Annotated in this window: 17 protein-coding genes; 8 read left to right on the top strand and 9 right to left on the bottom strand. The window is 60.9% G+C overall.

Annotation, left to right across the window (positions count from 1 at the left end; genetic code table 11):
* Position 1 precedes the first annotated feature (1 nt).
* From mltB to lipA, 6 genes are all read left to right on the top strand, one after another.
* Complete coding sequence (gene mltB / locus AB7M23_RS03375; protein ID WP_330522776.1) at positions 2 to 1,012, top strand: lytic murein transglycosylase B; 1,011 nt, start codon at positions 2 to 4, stop codon at positions 1,010 to 1,012.
* Positions 1,013 to 2,002 (top strand): septal ring lytic transglycosylase RlpA family protein, encoded by a 990-nt coding sequence (locus tag AB7M23_RS03370; RefSeq protein ID WP_102051694.1) that lies wholly within the window; start codon positions 1,013 to 1,015, stop codon positions 2,000 to 2,002.
* A 169-nt stretch (positions 2,003 to 2,171) separates the two neighbouring features.
* Positions 2,172 to 3,332: a D-alanyl-D-alanine carboxypeptidase family protein gene (locus tag AB7M23_RS03365; protein WP_099775906.1), complete on the top strand. Its 1,161-nt coding sequence runs from the start codon at positions 2,172 to 2,174 to the stop codon at positions 3,330 to 3,332.
* A gap of 76 nt (positions 3,333 to 3,408) precedes the next feature.
* Entirely contained in the window at positions 3,409 to 3,684 is a 276-nt protein-coding gene (locus tag AB7M23_RS03360; protein ID WP_065760356.1) for a DUF493 domain-containing protein, read from the top strand.
* Positions 3,684 to 4,331 carry a lipoyl(octanoyl) transferase LipB gene (lipB, locus tag AB7M23_RS03355; RefSeq protein WP_099775905.1) on the top strand — a complete coding sequence of 216 codons (648 nt, stop codon included), beginning with the start codon at positions 3,684 to 3,686 and terminating at the stop codon, positions 4,329 to 4,331. The genes AB7M23_RS03360 and lipB overlap by 1 nt, the downstream gene beginning before the upstream one ends.
* 2 nt (positions 4,332 to 4,333) lie before the next feature.
* A complete protein-coding gene (gene lipA, locus AB7M23_RS03350) occupies positions 4,334 to 5,368 on the top strand; it encodes a lipoyl synthase (protein ID WP_099775904.1) in 1,035 nt (344 codons plus the stop codon).
* Between the two features lie 110 nt (positions 5,369 to 5,478).
* Here the strand turns inward: lipA and AB7M23_RS03345 are convergent, their stop codons facing one another.
* The 5 genes from AB7M23_RS03345 to leuS all read right to left on the bottom strand — a co-directional run bounded on the left by AB7M23_RS03345 (position 5,479) and on the right by leuS (position 11,549).
* Positions 5,479 to 6,804: a lytic murein transglycosylase gene (locus tag AB7M23_RS03345; RefSeq protein ID WP_454240210.1), complete on the bottom strand. Its 1,326-nt coding sequence runs from the start codon at positions 6,802 to 6,804 to the stop codon at positions 5,479 to 5,481.
* A 60-nt stretch (positions 6,805 to 6,864) separates the two neighbouring features.
* Positions 6,865 to 7,029: an alternative ribosome rescue factor ArfA gene (arfA, locus tag AB7M23_RS03340; protein ID WP_065760360.1), complete on the bottom strand. Its 165-nt coding sequence runs from the start codon at positions 7,027 to 7,029 to the stop codon at positions 6,865 to 6,867.
* 160 nt (positions 7,030 to 7,189) lie between these two features.
* Positions 7,190 to 8,227, bottom strand: a complete 1,038-nt coding sequence (gene holA, locus AB7M23_RS03335) for a DNA polymerase III subunit delta (RefSeq protein WP_065760361.1) — start codon at positions 8,225 to 8,227, stop codon at positions 7,190 to 7,192.
* Between the two features lie 36 nt (positions 8,228 to 8,263).
* Positions 8,264 to 8,869: an LPS-assembly lipoprotein LptE gene (locus tag AB7M23_RS03330; RefSeq protein ID WP_454240209.1), complete on the bottom strand. Its 606-nt coding sequence runs from the start codon at positions 8,867 to 8,869 to the stop codon at positions 8,264 to 8,266.
* A gap of 73 nt (positions 8,870 to 8,942) precedes the next feature.
* Positions 8,943 to 11,549, bottom strand: a complete 2,607-nt coding sequence (gene leuS, locus AB7M23_RS03325) for a leucine--tRNA ligase (RefSeq protein ID WP_454240208.1) — start codon at positions 11,547 to 11,549, stop codon at positions 8,943 to 8,945.
* Between the two features lie 233 nt (positions 11,550 to 11,782).
* Here leuS and AB7M23_RS03320 point away from each other — a divergent pair, with 233 nt between their 5' ends.
* Together AB7M23_RS03320 and AB7M23_RS03315 are read left to right on the top strand one after the other, a co-directional pair.
* On the top strand, positions 11,783 to 12,097 hold the full coding sequence (locus AB7M23_RS03320) for a hypothetical protein (protein ID WP_330522774.1): 315 nt from the start codon (positions 11,783 to 11,785) through the stop codon (positions 12,095 to 12,097).
* A 114-nt stretch (positions 12,098 to 12,211) separates the two neighbouring features.
* The gene (locus tag AB7M23_RS03315) at positions 12,212 to 12,973 is read left to right on the top strand and encodes a YdcF family protein (RefSeq protein WP_114438331.1); all 762 of its coding nucleotides are present in this window, start codon (positions 12,212 to 12,214) and stop codon (positions 12,971 to 12,973) included.
* Here AB7M23_RS03315 and lnt read toward each other — a convergent pair.
* The 4 genes from lnt to AB7M23_RS03295 are packed head-to-tail and all read right to left on the bottom strand — an operon-like array spanning position 12,970 to position 16,829.
* On the bottom strand, positions 12,970 to 14,487 hold the full coding sequence (lnt, locus tag AB7M23_RS03310; RefSeq protein WP_454240207.1) for an apolipoprotein N-acyltransferase: 1,518 nt from the start codon (positions 14,485 to 14,487) through the stop codon (positions 12,970 to 12,972). The two genes, AB7M23_RS03315 and lnt, sit on opposite strands and share 4 nt — an antisense overlap.
* An 8-nt stretch (positions 14,488 to 14,495) precedes the next feature.
* Entirely contained in the window at positions 14,496 to 15,335 is an 840-nt protein-coding gene (locus AB7M23_RS03305; RefSeq protein WP_065760367.1) for an HlyC/CorC family transporter, read from the bottom strand.
* A gap of 5 nt (positions 15,336 to 15,340) precedes the next feature.
* Positions 15,341 to 15,835, bottom strand: a complete 495-nt coding sequence (gene ybeY / locus AB7M23_RS03300; protein WP_065760368.1) for an rRNA maturation RNase YbeY — start codon at positions 15,833 to 15,835, stop codon at positions 15,341 to 15,343.
* Positions 15,828 to 16,829, bottom strand: a complete 1,002-nt coding sequence (locus tag AB7M23_RS03295) for a PhoH family protein (RefSeq protein ID WP_065760369.1) — start codon at positions 16,827 to 16,829, stop codon at positions 15,828 to 15,830. The genes ybeY and AB7M23_RS03295 overlap by 8 nt, the downstream gene beginning before the upstream one ends.
* Positions 16,830 to 16,874: the final 45 nt, after the last annotated feature.

Raw genomic sequence — 16,874 nt, 5'->3', positions numbered from 1 at the left:
CATGCAAGCAATGCGTGGCTGGGCGGCTCGTTGCGCGCCTTGGGTTGGCCTTTTCGGCCTGCTCGGCTCGGCGCAACAGGCTGTGGCTGGCGACTATGACGGCTCGCCTCAGGTGGCCGAGTTCGTCGGCGAAATGACCCGTGACTACGGTTTTGCTGGTGAGCAGTTGATCGGGGTATTTCGTGAGGTCGAGCGCAAACAGTCGATTCTCGATGCCATTTCCCGACCTGCTGAGCGGGTAAAACCCTGGAAGGAATATCGCCCGATGTTCCTGACCGATGCACGTATCGCCCGCGGCGTGGATTTCTGGCGCCAGCACGAGGCTGCTCTGGCCCGCGCCGAGCAGGAGTACGGTGTCCCCGCCCAGGTCATTGTGGCGATCATTGGCGTTGAAACCTTCTTTGGGCGCAATACAGGCAACTATCGGGTCATTGATGCCTTGTCGACGCTTGGCTTCGACTATCCACCGCGTGCCGAGTTTTTCCGCAAGGAGCTGCGTGAGTTCCTGTTGCTGGCCCGTGAAGAACAGGTCGACCCGCTGACCCTCAAGGGTTCTTATGCTGGCGCCATGGGGCTGCCGCAGTTCATGCCGAGCAGTTTTCGGGCCTACGCCGTGGACTTCGACGGCGACGGCCATATCAATATCTGGAACGACCCGGACGATGCCATTGGCAGTGTCGCCAGTTATTTCAAGCGCCACGGTTGGGTGGCCGGCGAGGGCGTGGTCAGCCGTGCCATGGTCCGTGGTGAACGGGTGGATGAAGGGCTGACGTCTGGAATCGAGCCGGTTCGTACGGTTGGGGAGTTGCGGGCGCTGGGCTGGTCAAGCCATGATGTGCTGCGCGATGATCTGCCGGTCACCGCTTTTCGGCTTGAAGGCGACAACGGCCCTGAGTATTGGCTGGGCCTCAAGAACTTCTATGCGATCACGCGCTACAACCGCAGCGTGATGTACGCCATGGCGGTACATCAACTTTCGGACCTGCTGGTTCAAGCACGAGGCGCCAAATAAATGCGCGTATCGCTCACTACTTCGTTACAACTGCTCGGCGTGGCCGCGCTGGGGCTGGTGCTGGTCAGTTGCTCCACCGGTCGTTCACCGCAACAACAGGGCGGTATCCGCTCGCAGCCCGGCCTGGATATCAACCGTGCTCACAAGGACGGCGCGCCCTGGTGGGATGTCGATGTCTCGAAGATCCCCGATGCGACGCCTACGGTGCACAATGGCCCGTACAAGGCCAACCCCTATACGGTGTTGGGCAAGACCTACTACCCGATGGGCGAGTCGCGCAACTACGTGGCCCAAGGTACTGCCTCTTGGTACGGCACCAAGTTTCACGGGCAGAACACCGCCAACGGAGAGGTCTACGACCTGTATGGCATGAGCGCGGCGCACAAGACCTTGCCGCTGCCGAGCTACGTGCGGGTGACTAATCTGGACAACAACCGCAGTGTGATTTTGCGGGTCAATGACCGTGGCCCGTTCTACTCCGACCGGATCATTGACCTTTCGTATGCCGCAGCGAAAAAGCTTGGCTACGCTGAGACCGGCACGGCGCGTGTGCGTGTTGAAGGTATTGATCCGCAACAGTGGTGGGCCCAGCGCGGCCGGCCTGCACCGCTGGTGCTGGAGCAGCCACAGGTAGCGCAGGCCCAGCCGCTGTCGAGCAATACCGGGACGGTCGAGCAGTGGACGCCGCCACCGCAGCAGCATGCGGCGGCGGTGGTGCCGGTTCAGGTCGCCAGCAACACGGCTCCGGCCGGCGCTGGCATGTACTTGCAGGTCGGCGCATTTGCCAACCCGGATGCCGCCGAACTGCTGCGTTCCAAGCTCAGCACCATGGTGAGCGCTCCGGTGTTCATCAGTTCGATCGTGCGCAATCAGCAGACCCTGCACCGGGTTCGCATGGGCCCGATCAGCAACCCGGGCGAAGCCCAGCAAATGCAGGACAGTGTGCGTCTGGCCAATCTGGGCCAGCCGAAAGTTGTCACGGCAGACTGACTCAGGGGGCCTGATCAGTTTGTTGTGAAATACGCCGGTCGGTGTGCTCAAGTGCGAACGACCGGCGCGGCAAAACAGTCTGTACAATGCCTGTTTTGCTCATCAGGCCACGCGCCTGGAAACGTTTTGCCCTTGCGGGCATGAGCCCATTAGCCATTTCGAGAGACGGATGAACATCACCACCTTTGCCAAACGCCTTTGCCTGCTTGTCCCGCTGATGATCACCCCTGCCGCATTCGCGGCGGAGCAGATGATGCCGTCGCCGCCACAACTGGCAGCCAAGTCCTACGTGCTCATGGAAGCCTCCAGCGGCAACATTCTGGTTGAGAACAATGGCGACGAGCGTCTGCCGCCGGCCAGCCTGACCAAGCTGATGACCGCCTACATCGCGACCCTGGATATCCGTCGCGGGCAGATTGGCGAGAACGATCCTGTGACCGTCAGCGAGAACGCCTGGCGTACCGGTGGTTCGCGCATGTTCATCAAGGTGGGTACCCAGGTCAGCGTCAGCGACCTGCTGCACGGCATCATCATCCAGTCGGGCAACGACGCCAGCGTGGCGCTGGCCGAGCACATCGCGGGCAGCGAAGATGCGTTCGCCGACATGATGAACAAGACGGCTGGCGATCTGGGCATGAGCAACAGCCACTTCATGAACCCGACCGGCCTGCCGCACCCAGAGCATTACTCGTCGGCGCACGACATGGCCCTGCTGGCCCGTGCGATCATCCACGAAGACCCGGCTCACTATGCGATCTACTCGCAGAAAGAGTTCTTCTGGAACAACATCAAGCAGCCGAACCGCAACCTGCTGCTGTGGCGTGACAAGACCGTCGACGGCCTGAAAACCGGCCATACCGACGAAGCCGGCTACTGCATGGTATCCTCGGCTGTACGCGACGGCATGCGCCTGATCGCGGTGGTCTTCGGTACTAACAGCGAACAGGCTCGTGCAGCCGAAACGCAAAAGCTGCTGACCTACGGCTTCCGTTTCTTCGAAACCCAGACCTTCTACCAGAAGGGTACCGAGTTGGCACAGGCGCCGGTCTGGAAGGGCGCCACCAGTCAGGTCAAGGCCGGTTTGGCCGAAGACCTGAGCATGACTTTGCCTAAAGGCCAATTGAAGAAGCTGGCTGCCAGCATGACCATGAACCCGCAGCTGACTGCGCCTATCGCCAAAGGTGACGTAATCGGTAAAGTGGAAGTCAAACTGGATGACAATGTGGTGCATAGCGCCGACCTGATTGCCTTGGACGGCGTGGAAGAAGGTGGTTTCTTCCGTCGTGTGTGGGATAGCATTCGGCTATTCTTCTACGGGTTGTTCAACTGATATCGTGACCTGCACGCCCTCGCCATATTCAGGTGAGGGCGTTGTTGTTGCCACGGCTTACGAGGCCGTTACTGCCATGAGCGTACCTGACGTCAAGTCGCACACTATTGAGTTCCCCTGCCTCGATTACCCGATCAAGGTAATCGGCGATACCGTGGTCAATTTCAAGGACACGGTGATCGAGATCCTGAGCAAATATGCCAAGATCGACCTGCAGACACTGGCCGAACGCCAGAGCAGCAATGGCAAGTACACCACGGTGCAACTGCACATCGAAGCGACCGGTGAAGATCAACTGCGAGATATCAATAGCGCCCTGCGTGCTACTGGCATCGTGCATATGGTGCTTTGATGCCCGCAAGCCTCGGCTTTCGCGAACTCGGCCTGTTGCCTTATGAACCTGTCTGGCAGGCCATGCGTCGGTTTACCGATACGCGTGGGCCGCAGACCGGCGATGAAGTCTGGCTGGTTGAACACCCTCCGGTGTTCACCCAGGGGCAGGCTGGCAAGGCTGAGCACCTGCTGTTGCCGGGTGATATTCCGGTGGTGCAGGTCGATCGCGGAGGCCAGGTGACCTACCATGGTCCTGGCCAGTTGGTAGCGTATCTGCTGCTGGATGTGCGCCGGTTGGGTTTCGGCGTACGAGATCTGGTAAGCCGCATTGAGCGCTGCCTGATCGATCTGTTGGCAGGCTACGATGTTGAAGCTGCCGCCAAGCCGGACGCCCCGGGTGTCTACGTCGATGGAGCAAAGATCGCTTCCCTCGGCTTGCGAATTCGCAATGGCTGTTCATTCCATGGCCTTGCCTTGAACGTGGACATGGACCTTGCGCCATTCCGTCGTATTAATCCCTGTGGGTATGCGGGGCTGGCAATGACCCAGCTGCGCGACCAGGCAGGCCCGATCGAACTCTCCGAGGTAAGGGCAAGGCTGCGTGCGCAGCTGGTCAAGCACCTCGACTATGCTGAGCAGACGACCCTTACGGGCGGAATCGACTGATTATGACTACTGTTGTGCAAGAACCGCTGGAGAGCAGCGCGCCGAACGTGACCGTTGCGGTGGACGCGTCGGCTGCGCCGGCCCCCCGGGCGAAAGTTGAAGCCGGTGTAAAGTTGCGTGGCGCCGAAAAGGTTGCGCGTATTCCGGTGAAGATCATCCCTACCGAAGAGCTGCCGAAGAAACCTGACTGGATCCGCGTGCGCATCCCGGTTTCGCCGGAAGTCGACCGTATCAAGCAACTGCTGCGCAAGCACAAGCTGCACAGCGTGTGTGAAGAGGCCTCCTGCCCGAACCTGGGTGAGTGCTTCTCGGGTGGCACCGCCACGTTCATGATCATGGGTGATATCTGCACCCGCCGTTGCCCGTTCTGCGACGTGGGTCATGGCCGCCCCAAACCATTGGATGTCGATGAGCCGAAGAACCTCGCAGTTGCCATCGCCGACCTGCGCCTGAAGTACGTGGTCATCACCTCGGTGGACCGTGACGACCTGCGTGACGGTGGTGCTCAGCACTTCGCCGACTGCCTGCGCGAGATCCGTGCGCTGTCTCCAGGCGTGCAGTTGGAGACCTTGGTTCCGGACTACCGTGGTCGTATGGACGTGGCCCTTGCCATCACCGCGCAAGAGCCGCCAGACGTGTTCAACCACAACCTGGAAACCGTACCGCGCCTATACAAGGCTGCGCGTCCGGGGTCTGATTTCGAGTGGTCGCTGGACCTGCTGCAAAAGTTCAAGCAACTGGTACCGCACGTTCCGACCAAGTCCGGCCTGATGCTCGGCCTGGGCGAGACGGACGAGGAAGTCATTGAGGTCATGCAGCGCATGCGCGAGCACGATATCGACATGCTGACCCTCGGCCAGTACCTGCAGCCGTCGCGCAGCCACCTGCCGGTACAGCGCTTTGTTCACCCGGATACCTTCGCCTGGTTCGCCGAGGAAGGTTATCGGATGGGCTTCAAGAACGTTGCGTCCGGCCCGCTGGTGCGTTCGTCCTACCATGCCGATCAGCAGGCTCATGAGGCCAAGATCAAGCTCTGATTCGACATGAACGAAAAATGCCGACGCCCGTCTTCATGAGGGTGTCGGCATTTTTGTGTGCGCTACGGGAAAGTCTGCCACTGGCAGCCTGAACCGCCCCGTTGGGCGTGCTAGCGTGCCTGCTGGTTGCGCAGGCTCTCCAGCAGCTTATGGGTCGGGTAACCGTCTGCCGGCCAGCCCAGGGCTTGCTGTGCGCTACGAATTGCCTTGCGGGTATTGGCTCCGATGATGCCGTCGGCGCTGCCGGCGTCGTAGTTGCTGGCACTGAGCAGGTTCTGCAGTTCCATGCGCTCACTACGGCTCAGCGGCAGATCATCTTTTGGCCAGTCACCACGGATGTAGCCAGACCCATCGAAACGCTCGGCCAGCAGGCTGACGGCCAGGGCGTACGACGATGAGTTGTTGTACTTGAGGATGGCGCGGAAGTTGTCCAGTACCAGGAAGGCCGGGCCGCGAGCGCCGGCAGGCAGCAGCAGAGCTGCAGACAGTTGTTCGCTACCCGCGGGTACTTGCGCTCCAGGGGGAAGTTGCAGGCCCAGTTGCAGCCATTCTGCGACCGTCTTGCGTTGAGAGCCGTCCGCCAGCCAGTAGTCGAAGCCGGGTTTCAGGCCAACTTCAAAACCCCAAGGCTCGCCGCGTTTCCAGCCTGAGCTTTGCAGGTAGTGGGCGGTCGATGCGAGGGCGTCGGCGGTGCTGTTCCAGATGTCACGGCGACCGTCACCGTCGAAGTCTACCGCGTGGGTGTTGTAGGTCGTCGGGATAAACTGGGTCTGACCCATGGCGCCGGCCCATGAGCCCAGCATGGCCTCGGGCTGGATGTCGCCGTTCTGCAGGATCTGCAGTGCAGCGAGGAGCTGCGCCTGTGCGAAGGCCGGGCGACGGCCTTCGTAGGCCAGGGTGGCGAGCGAGCGGATCACCGATTTGCTGCCCTGGAACTGGCCGAAGTTACTTTCCATGCCCCAGACGGACACCAGTGTGGTGCGGTCGACGCCATACCGTTGTTCGATACGTGCCAGCAGTTCGGCGTTCTGGTTGAGCAGGGCCTGGCCTTTGCGAACACGTACAGGCGAGACAGCGCCGTCGAGGTATTCCCAGACGGGGCGTGTGAATTCGGGTTGACTGCGGTCGGCCTTGATCACGCTCATGTCAGGGGTGATATTAAAAAACGCGCGGTCAAAGGTCGCCGGATTGATACCGGCTTGCAGGGCCTGCTGGCGGAAGCCGGCTTGCCATTGAGCGAAGCTCTGCAGGGGTTGCACATCGTCGATCGGATCGGCGCTGGCAGTTGGCTGGGGTGCAGCAGAAGCGGATTGTGTCGGCGCTAGCGGCAGCGCATCGGCGGCGGTCGGCTTCTCCGCGCAGGCGACAAGCAGGATGAGGCTGGAGGCAGCGATCAGTTGGCGGGGTTGCCAACGGCGGGAAAGGCAAAAGGGCATGCACAGGTCCAGTAATTCAAGTCAGGTGTTGACCATACCATGCTTGCCGGATTCCTGCCTTCATGCGGCCAAAAAGTAAGAAGCCTCCCAATCTCTCGATTGGAAGGCTTCGCGGCGGTAGCTGCCTTTGCCCTTGCCTGAGCGTTCCTGGCGGCTACGGAACAGGGGCTGGGCGATGATGGACTTGGCTTTGTTGGGGCCGGGTTTGGCCGGTTTCTTGCTCATTACAGGAGCTCCTGCGATGGGGGTGTTGGCGCGCACTATAGGCCCTTGCATTCGTGTGGGCAATCTTACGGGCTTACCGGCTATCTGCTCGTTGTGGCATGGGTTGTTGCGCGATGCATACATCGCTGGCGGGGGTGGTATCGCCAGGTTTGGCGTGATGCTATTCGGCAGGTAATGTCAGACGTTGGCCGGCCATCAGCAGCGACAGACGTGCCAGGCTGGTCCAGGGAGAGCCCTGTGCCTGCCCCTTGATCTGTGCATCAATGCGTTGGGCATCCTGCAGCAGCTGGCTCCAGCGTTGCGCCGAATGACGTTGCAAGGCTTTGCTCATCAGCGGCCGGCGTTTATCCCAGACCGGCGGTTTGGCCTGGCTGAATGCCTTGTCCAGCGGTACGCCCTGGCTGTACTGCTGGGAAAGGCCAGCCAGCAGGCGCAGTTCCCGGGCCAATGCCCAGAGAATGACCGGTGGCTCAACCCCTTCACCGCGCAAGCCTTCGAGCATGCGCAGGGCATGGGCAGCTTCGCCATTAAGAATGGCGTCGACCAGGCCAAAGACATCGAAGCGGGCACTGTCGGCCACGGCGGCCTGTACCGTTTCGACGGTGATCTGATTGCCATCGGCCAGTAACTTGAGCTTTTCGATTTCCTGAGCGGCGGCTAGCAGGTTGCCCTCCACGCGCGCTGCAATCAGCTCTACTGCATCGCGTTGGGCTGCCAGGCCGGCTTGAGACAGGCGTTGGCTGATCCATTGCGGCAGTTGATTGTTGTCCACCGGCCAGATCTGAATGAACTGGACGTGCTGACCGTCAACCAGCGCCTTGCCCCACTTGGTTTTTTGCGCGCTGCCGTCGAGTTTTGGCAGGCTGATCAGCAGCAGGGTGTCCTCGGCAGGGTTGGAGCAGTACTCAATCAGCGCTGCGGCGCCTTTGTCACCGGGCTTGCCTGAAGGCAGGCGCAGTTCCAGCAGGCGTCGTTGAGCGAACAGCGACAAGCTGGCGCCCGCTTGAAGCAGCGTGCCCCAGTCGAAGTTGGCATCTGCGCTGAACACCTGGCGTTCGTCGAAGCCTTGCTGGCGAGCTGCCGCGCGAATCGCGTCGGCGGCTTCCTGGCACAGCAGCGGGTCATCGCCGCTAACCACGTAGACCGGGGCGAGCGAACCTTGCAGGTGCTTGTTGAGTTGGGCAGGTGTGAGTTTCATCGCGGAGTGCGGGGCACCGAAGTGCCCCGTTCAGGCTCAGTTGGCTGGGATTTCCAGCGGGGATTGCTGCGGCATTTCGTCCTGGGCGCGACGGGCGGCTTCGAGGGCATCAGCCTCGGCCTTGGCGCGCGCCTCGGCTTCCATTTGCAGGGTTTCAAGTTGGGCCGGGGTGATCAACTGCAAGCGCAGGACCATCTTCTGGACCATCTCGCGGCGCATTTCATCGCGAACCTGGCTGGCTTCCTGGTCGGAGCCCGTAAGGTTGTTGCTGTCATGCACATAGATCTTTTGTACTTCCAGCTTGTCGGCAAGGAGGCTGGTGTTGTTCTGGCCGCGGATCTCGAAGCTCAGGGTGTCGGTGAGTTCATACTCGACCGAGCGAGCAGAGCCTGCATAGCTGGCGGCGCGCTGGGTATTGTCTTCACGGGCCAGGAACAGCTTGTATGGGGCGCCGGCATGCACGTTCACGCCGCTGCTTTTCAGAACCTGGCGCAGTTGCGTCACAGTATCGCCATAGGCGTCGCGAGCACTGACATCGAGCTCCTTGAGCGCCAGGTCGGTGGTGCCGGTGCCGCGCAGTTGGAAGCCGCAGGCGCTGAGCATTACGGCCAGGCCCATCACCAGCAGGTTGCGTTTGATCATGTTGTTGCTCCCTTGAAACCTTGTAAGCCGATTCTGTGCGGGCGCCCTGAGGTGAGCAGGGCGCCACATTCCATCAGCTGGCGACAATATTGACCAGCTTGCCCGGTACGACGATGACCTTGCGGATGGTCAGGCCTTCAGTGAAACGCAGCACGTTTTCATTGCTGCGGGCCGCGGCTTCAATGTCTTCACGGCTGGCGCCAACCGGCATCTCGATCTGGCCGCGCAGTTTTCCGTTGACCTGGATTACCAGTTGCAGGCTGTCCTGTACCAGCGCGCTTTCATCCACGGCTGGCCAGCCAGCGTCGATGACTGCGCCTTCATGGCCCAACTGCTTCCACAGTTCGTGGCTGATGTGCGGCGTGATCGGTGCCAGCAACAGGGTCACGGTTTCCAGGCCTTCCTGAATCAGTGCGCGGTCTTGTGCCGTGGCTTGCGGTGACTTCTCCAGCACGTTCATCAGGGTCATTACTTGCGCAATGGCGGTGTTGAACTTGTGGTGCTGGCCCACATCCTGGCTGGCTTGCTTGATGGCCGAGTGGATCGAACGGCGTACGGCTTTCTGGGCATCGTCCAGCTCAGCGACATCCAGGGCGCCAGGCAGCCCTTGTGCGACGTGGCTTTGCGCCAGGCGCCAGACGCGGCGCAGGAAGCGGTTCGAGCCTTCTACGCCGGAGTCGGACCATTCCAGGCTCATGTCGGGCGGCGAGGCGAACATCATGAACAGGCGGCAGGTGTCAGCACCGTAGGCTTCGATCATGGCCTGAGGGTCAACGCCGTTGTTCTTCGACTTGGACATCTTCTCGGTGCCGCCGATCTCTACGGGCAGGCCGTCGGTTTTCAGGCGGGCGCCAATGATCTTGGCCTTGGCATCGCGTTCGACTTCAACGTCGGCCGGGTTGAACCAGTCTTTGCCACCGTTGCTGGCCGTGCGGTAGTACGTCTCTGCGACGACCATGCCCTGAGTCAGCAGGTTCTTGAACGGTTCGTTGGAGCTAACCAGGCCTTCGTCACGCATCAGCTTGTGGAAGAAGCGTGCATAGAGCAGGTGAAGAATGGCGTGTTCGATGCCGCCGATGTACTGGTCAACCGGCAGCCAGTGGTTGGCAGCCTGTTTGTCGACCATGCCGCCTTCGTAGTTTGGCGAGGCGTAACGCGCGAAGTACCAGGACGACTCGACGAAGGTGTCCATGGTGTCGGTTTCGCGCTTGGCTGCGGCGCCGCATTTCGGGCAGCTGCAGTTGTAGAACTCAGGCATGCGCGCCAGCGGCGATCCCGCACCATCCGGCACCACGTCTTCTGGCAGGACGACCGGCAACTGGTCTTCCGGTACCGGTACGTCGCCGCAGGATGGGCAGTGGATGATCGGGATTGGGCAACCCCAGTAGCGCTGGCGGCTGATACCCCAGTCGCGCAGACGGAACTGGGTGCGCGACTTGCCGAGTTCTTTCTTGATCAGGGCGGCTTCGATGGCATCGAACGCGCCAGCGAAGTCCAGGCCGTCGAATTCAGCAGAATTGATCAGTTGGCCGTGCTCGCCGTAGGCGGCGTCCCACTCGGTGCCAACCACATCGCCGGCACGGGTGCGAACTACGGTCTTGACCGGCAGGTTGTACTTGTGTGCGAACTCGAAGTCGCGCTCGTCATGGGCAGGAACAGCCATGACCGCGCCGTCGCCGTAGTGCATCAGGACGTAGTTGGCGACCCACACGGGCAGTTTTTCGCCAGTCAGCGGATGCTCGACGAACAGCGACGTCGGCATGCCTTTCTTTTCCTGGGTGGCAACGTCGGCCTCGGCAACGCTGCCGCTCTTGCACTCGTCGATAAAGGCTTGCAGCGCCGGGTTACCCTGGGCAGCCTGCGTGGCCAGCGGGTGCTCGGCGGCAACGGCGACGTAGGTCGCGCCCATCAGGGTGTCTGGACGGGTGGTGAAGACTTTCAGTGTACCGTCGTGGCCGATCGAGGCCTTGTCGAACGGGAACTGGACTTCCATGCCGCGCGACTTGCCAATCCAGTTACGTTGCATGGTCTTGACCTGTTCAGGCCAGCCCGGCAGTTCGTCGAGGCTTTCCAGCAACTCGTCGGCGTAATCGGTGATCTTGAAGTAGTACATCGGGATTTCGCGCTTCTCGATCAGCGCGCCCGAACGCCAGCCACGGCCGTCGATGACCTGCTCGTTGGCCAGTACGGTCTGGTCAGCCGGGTCCCAGTTGACGGTGCCGTTCTTGCGATAGATGACGCCTTTTTCGAACAGGCGGGTGAACAGCCACTGCTCCCAGCGGTAGTAGTCCGGCTTGCAGGTGGTGACTTCACGCGACCAGTCGAAGGCCAGGCCCAGGCTCTTGAGCTGGGTCTTCATGTACTCGATGTTTTCGTAGGTCCACTTGGCCGGGGCGACGTTGTTTTTCATCGCCGCGTTTTCGGCCGGCATGCCAAAGGCGTCCCAACCCATCGGCTGCAGGACGTTCTTGCCCTGCATGCGCTGATAGCGGGCGATGACGTCGCCGATGGTGTAGTTGCGCACGTGACCCATGTGTAGCTTGCCGCTTGGGTACGGGAACATCGACAGGCAGTAGAAGGTGTCTTTGCCTGGTTGTTCACTGACTTCAAAAGACTTTTGCTCGTCCCAGAACGACTGGGCGGCGGCTTCAATTTCGCGGGGCTGATAGAGTTCGTGCATGGCTACTTTGCGCTGAGAAATGGGAGACCTTATCCAGGCAGAACCGCTGCGCCCGGCAATTCGGTGTCAATATAATGAACGCAGTAGCATACATGACCCGTCTCTATCGAGGGAAACCCTGATTGCATCCTCAGACTGGCTGCGGGCCGTTGGTCGTGGCGTCTCGCTGCTTTTGTGAGTACCGCTAAGCTGATTCTTGGGGGCGGTATTTTTATCTCAAATGAGGTGAACGGATGGGTGAGTCGCCGCTACAAGCACTAGAGCCCGAGCTTTGCGAGCGTTTGATCGACCGGTTGGGGCTGGCACTGGATGTCGCCAGAGCCTCTGTTCGACTGCGCGATGAGATGCCCGCCGAACTGGAACTACGTGGATTGAGCTACGCCGAATTTGAAGTGATCAAGGCTTACCTGGCATCGAACCCAGAGCGCTACAGAGCACATATAGATGCGCTGCAGCAGCCTGAGGTACCTGCCGGCAGAGTGGTCTGGCTTAAAGACAGCGCGCGTTCTTCAGTCACGACAAAGTCCAGGGCATTGCATTTCAAGTAATCGTACGAGTCCTTCAGGCCCTACGACCTTACCGTTAAATTTTCCATGATCGGCACCTGGCTATTGTTGTCAGGTGCCGATTTTCTTAGGCTTCGCGCATCCATGGAGGTGCCGATGCCGTTTCGTTATTTCATTAAACAATTGATCATGCCGCCTGGCGTGTTGTTTCTGCTGTTGATCGCGGCATGGTGGTTGCGTAACACCTGGCCTCGTACGGCCTGTGCATGTTTCACGCTGGGCTTGGGCGGGCTGTGGCTGATGAGCTTGCCTGTCGTTGTGGAGCAGGCCGCACGCCTGCTGGAGCGTGACCCTGCGCTGGCTTATGGCCAGTGGGAGGACCTTGCTGAGCGTGCCGATGCCATCGTCGTGCTGGGCGCGGGCCGAGAGCGCGATGACCCCGCCTGGGGCGCCAGGGATCAGCCGAGTGCTGTCGCGCTTGAACGTATGCGCTATGCCGCGCAATTGGCCAAGGCTTCCGGTTTGCCTGTACTCATCAGTGGCGGTTTGCACTACGGTACGCCGCCCAGTGAGGCCCAGTTGATGGCCGACGCGCTCGCGCGCGATTTTGGTGTCTCGGTGCGTTGGAAAGAGGAGCGTAGCCGTACGACCTGGGAGAATGCGCAGATGAGCGCAGAGCTGCTGCTGCCAGAGGGCTACAAGCGCGTGGTGTTGGTGACCCAGGCATGGCACATGCAGCGTTCGCGCTGGAGCTTTGAGCGCGTCGGGTTCACTGTGGTGCCAGCGCCAGTGGGCTACATGGGGCGCAATCATGCTCGCCCGTTTGGCGGCTGGATGCCTGAAAACAAATCACTCTGGCAGAGCAGCCAACTGCTTAACGAAGCCGTTGGTCTGCTCGCTTATCGCTTGTTTTACTAGACTGTTCTGGCGATGCGACCGGCCATCAGTGCCCAGCCCAGCAGCAGGGTGCTGAGAATGATCAGCGGCCAGGAGCGCCATTTCAGGTATGGCGTGAGCTTTTGCATCGGAACCACTTCGCCGTAGAGGATGCCGCGCTCAAATTGCGGGATTTGCGCGGTGATCCGGCCGAAGGGGTCGATCAGGCCGGTGACGCCGTTGTTGGTTGCACGGATCATCCAGCGCCCCGCTTCAAGGGCGCGCATTTGTGCCATCTGCAGGTGTTGCAACGGTCCGATCGAGGTGCCGAACCAGGTGTCGTTACTGATGGTGAGCAACAGGTCGCTTCGTGCCGCGAGGCTGGCGGCGAACTCTGGGTACACCACTTCGTAGCAAATGTAGGGCGCGATCTGGTAGCCCTTTGCTTGCAACAGTGTCTGGTCTGAGGGGCCGCGAGCGAAGTCCGACATCGGCAGGTCGAAGAAGGTGATCAGCCCGCGTAGCAGGTCTTGCAGTGGCACGTACTCACCGAAAGGCACCAGTTTCTGTTTCAGGTAGGTGCCGTCGCCTTCACCGGTGACGGTAATGCCGTTGTAGTAGCGCCGTTGGTCATGCACGACCTGGCGGATTGGTACGCCGGTGATCAGCGCCGAGCGTCGGTCGCTGGCAAAGCTGCCCATCATGTCCAGGTAGCCCTGAGCGGACTCCTTGAGCACTGGCACAGCCGTCTCCGGCCAAACGATCAGGTCGACCTGTTTGGACGTGAAGGTCATGTCGCGGTACAGCGCCAACTGGGCGTTCAGCTGGGTCGGATCCCACTTTAGCGACTGCTCGATGTTGCCCTGGATTGCGGCCACCTTCAGTGGCTCGCCCGCCGGGCGGGTCCAGGCGTGGCCTTTGAGTGCCATGCCGATCGCCCACGGGGCCAGCAACACGGCCAGTGCGGCGATCAGGAAGGCTTTGCGCTCACGCAGGCGGTTCAGGTTGCACAGCAGTGCGGCGCTCAGTGCCAAGCTGAAGGAGATCAGCCACATTCCACCCAGGGGGGCCAAGCCGGCCAAGGGGCCGTCAAGCTGGCTGTAGCCTGCGTAGAGCCAGGGGAAACCGGTCAGGAACCAGCCACGGAAGGCTTCCTGGGCCAGCCAGAGCGCGGCAAAGGCCAGGGCGTCGGCCAGCGGTGCTTCGTTGCGTCGAATCCAGCGCGCCCAGACCCAGGCAGGCAGGGCGAAGAAAAACGCTATCGCTGCGATGAAGGTAAGCATCAGCAGGCCTGCCAGCAGTGCCGAGGCGCCGCCGTAGGTATGGATGCTCACGTAGATCCAGCTGGTTCCCGCGCCGAACACACCGAAGCCATAACACCAGCCGCGCGCCAGAGCCTGGCGTGGGCGAAGGTCGCGCAGGCCCAGGTAGAACATCGCCAGGGTCACCAGCGCCAGTGGCCAGATGTTGAACGGCGCGAGGGCCAGGGTGGTGATGGCGCCGGCCGCCACGGCCAGCAGGTTACCGGGCCAGCCGGGGCGGGTGATCCAACGCATGGTTGTCCTTAGCGGGTGATAGGTGTCAGTCGCAGCAAGTGTATCCGGCGGCTGTCGGCGTTGAGAACCCGGAAACGGTAGGGGCCGATTTCGGTTGTCTCGTTACGCTTGGGCAAGTGCCCGAATGCGCTCATCACCAAACCGCCGACGGTGTCGAACTCGTCATTGGAGAACTCGCTGTCGAAGAACTCGTTGAAGTTCTCGATGGGCGTCAAGGCCTTGATCAGGAAGTCGCCACTCGGCAACGGCTTGATGTAGCTGTCTTCCTCGACGTCATGCTCATCCTCGATGTCGCCGACGATTTGTTCGAGCACGTCTTCGATGGTTACCAGGCCGGCCACGCCGCCATACTCATCGATGACGATGGCCATGTGGTTGTGGTTGGCACGGAATTCACGCAACAGCACGTTCAGACGCTTGGATTCGGGCACAAAGGTGGCCGGGCGCAGCAGGTCCTTGATGTTGAAGCGGTCGCCATTTTCCTTGAGGATCAGTGGCAACAGGTCCTTGGCGAGCAGTACGCCGAGGACGTCATCGTGGCTCTCGCCCACGACCGGGTAGCGTGAGTGCGCAGCGTCGATCACCGCTGGCAGGAACTCGCGGGGTGTTTGGGTCGCCTTGATGCTGATCATCTGCGAGCGCGGGACCATGATGTCACGCACTTGCAGGTCTGCGACCTGGATTGCGCCTTCCACGATGGTCAGGGCTTCGCTGTCGAGCAGCTTGTTCTGATGGGCTTCGCGCAGCAGTTCCAGGAGTTCCTGGCGGTTTTTCGGCTCATGGGCAAAAGCCTGGGTCAGCTTACCCAGCCAGGACTTTTGCCCATTGCTCGATCGATCTTCGCTCATGGCGGTTACTCGTGATCCTTACAGGTATCGGTGTCGGGGAAATCGTGTTCGTCGTCGGCATACGGGTCAGGGTGACCCAGTTCGGCAAGCAACGTTCGTTCCAGTGCTTCCATCTCTTCGGCCTCATCGTCTTCGATGTGGTCGTAGCCCAGCAGGTGCAGGCAGCCGTGGATGACCAGGTGCGCCCAGTGTGCCTCCAGCGACTTGCCTTGTTCGGCGGCTTCGCGTTCGACCACGGCGACGCAAATGACCAGGTCGCCGAGCAGTGGAATGTCGAGCATGTCATCGGGCACATCGGCCGGGAAGGACAGCACGTTGGTGGCGTAGTCCTTGTGCCGATAGGTGTTGTTGAGCTCGCGGCCTTCGGCTTCATCAACCAGGCGTATGGTCAGCTCGGAGTCGGCGCTGCGCTGACGCAGGGCAAGTTCGCACCAGCGACGGAACGTGGCTTCATCAGGGGCGGCGGCATCAGTAGCCAGTTGCAGGTCGAGTTCAACCATCGTGACGGTTGCCTTCGTGCTTGTCCTGCTGCTTGCTGTCGAAGCGCTCGTAGGCCTCGACGATGCGTTGCACCAGCGGATGGCGTACAACGTCTTTCGGCTTGAAGTGGGTAAAGCTGATGCCCGGCACCCCGTCAAGAACCTCGATCACATGCGCCAGCCCTGATTTGGTGCCGCGCGGCAGGTCGACCTGGGTGATGTCCCCGGTGATCACGGCTGTCGAGCCGAAGCCGATCCGAGTGAGGAACATTTTCATCTGCTCGACGGTCGTGTTCTGGCTTTCGTCGAGGATGATGAAGCTGTTATTCAAGGTACGGCCGCGCATGTAGGCCAATGGCGCGATCTCGATGACCTGGCGCTCAATCAGCTTGGCCACATGTTCGAAGCCCAGCATTTCGTAGAGGGCGTCGTACAGCGGTCGCAGGTACGGGTCGATTTTCTGCGCCAGGTCGCCGGGCAGGAAGCCAAGCTTTTCGCCTGCTTCGACCGCCGGACGCACCAGCAGAATGCGCCGCACCTGTTCACGCTCCAGCGCATCAACCGCACAGGCCACAGCCAGGTAGGTCTTGCCGGTACCCGCCGGGCCGATGCCGAAGTTGATGTCGTTCGCCAGGATTTCCTTGACGTAGCGCTGCTGGTTGAGCCCGCGCGGGCGGATATTGCCCTTGCGTGTGCGCAGGGTCACGCTCGGTTCGGCGGCAGCCGGGTTTTCCATGGCTTCCAGCGACGACTCCTGCAGGAACAGGTGAACCATGTCCGGCGAAAGCTCGGTAGCCTTGGTTTCGCGGTACAGGCGTCGCAGCAGTTGCTCGGCGGAAGAGGTGAGTTGGGGTTCGCCGATCAATTCAAATTGATTGCCGCGGTTGCGGATTTCAATGGCCATGCGCTGTTCGATGAGGCGCAAATGCTCGTCGAACTGCCCGCACAGGTTGGCGAACCGGCGAGCCTCAAAGGGCTCGAGGATGAAACGATGAGGTTCTATGGGTGCGTTCAAGGTCGTTTTTTAGCCGCCCAACGGCAATGAGAGTGAATTCAAGGA

It is taken from the genome of Pseudomonas sp. HLS-6 TE3448 (genome assembly GCF_053629555.1).
Note: the sequence above shows the minus strand (reverse complement) of the source record. Positions and strands in the feature narration are given on the sequence as shown.

Bases quoted from the DNA above. Each gene is read 5' to 3' on its own strand.
- mltB (WP_330522776.1), top strand. From the start codon at position 2: ATGCAAGCAATGCGTGGCTGGGCGGCTCGTTGCGCGCCTTGGGTTGGC.
- AB7M23_RS03370 (WP_102051694.1), top strand. From the start codon at position 1,013: ATGCGCGTATCGCTCACTACTTCGTTACAACTGCTCGGCGTGGCCGCG.
- AB7M23_RS03365 (WP_099775906.1), top strand. From the start codon at position 2,172: ATGAACATCACCACCTTTGCCAAACGCCTTTGCCTGCTTGTCCCGCTG.
- AB7M23_RS03360 (WP_065760356.1), top strand. From the start codon at position 3,409: ATGAGCGTACCTGACGTCAAGTCGCACACTATTGAGTTCCCCTGCCTC.
- lipB (WP_099775905.1), top strand. From the start codon at position 3,684: ATGCCCGCAAGCCTCGGCTTTCGCGAACTCGGCCTGTTGCCTTATGAA.
- lipA (WP_099775904.1), top strand. From the start codon at position 4,334: ATGACTACTGTTGTGCAAGAACCGCTGGAGAGCAGCGCGCCGAACGTG.
- AB7M23_RS03345 (WP_454240210.1), bottom strand. From the start codon at position 6,804: ATGCCCTTTTGCCTTTCCCGCCGTTGGCAACCCCGCCAACTGATCGCT.
- arfA (WP_065760360.1), bottom strand. From the start codon at position 7,029: ATGAGCAAGAAACCGGCCAAACCCGGCCCCAACAAAGCCAAGTCCATC.
- holA (WP_065760361.1), bottom strand. From the start codon at position 8,227: ATGAAACTCACACCTGCCCAACTCAACAAGCACCTGCAAGGTTCGCTC.
- AB7M23_RS03330 (WP_454240209.1), bottom strand. From the start codon at position 8,869: ATGATCAAACGCAACCTGCTGGTGATGGGCCTGGCCGTAATGCTCAGC.
- leuS (WP_454240208.1), bottom strand. From the start codon at position 11,549: ATGCACGAACTCTATCAGCCCCGCGAAATTGAAGCCGCCGCCCAGTCG.
- AB7M23_RS03320 (WP_330522774.1), top strand. From the start codon at position 11,783: ATGGGTGAGTCGCCGCTACAAGCACTAGAGCCCGAGCTTTGCGAGCGT.
- AB7M23_RS03315 (WP_114438331.1), top strand. From the start codon at position 12,212: ATGCCGTTTCGTTATTTCATTAAACAATTGATCATGCCGCCTGGCGTG.
- lnt (WP_454240207.1), bottom strand. From the start codon at position 14,487: ATGCGTTGGATCACCCGCCCCGGCTGGCCCGGTAACCTGCTGGCCGTG.
- AB7M23_RS03305 (WP_065760367.1), bottom strand. From the start codon at position 15,335: ATGAGCGAAGATCGATCGAGCAATGGGCAAAAGTCCTGGCTGGGTAAG.
- ybeY (WP_065760368.1), bottom strand. From the start codon at position 15,835: ATGGTTGAACTCGACCTGCAACTGGCTACTGATGCCGCCGCCCCTGAT.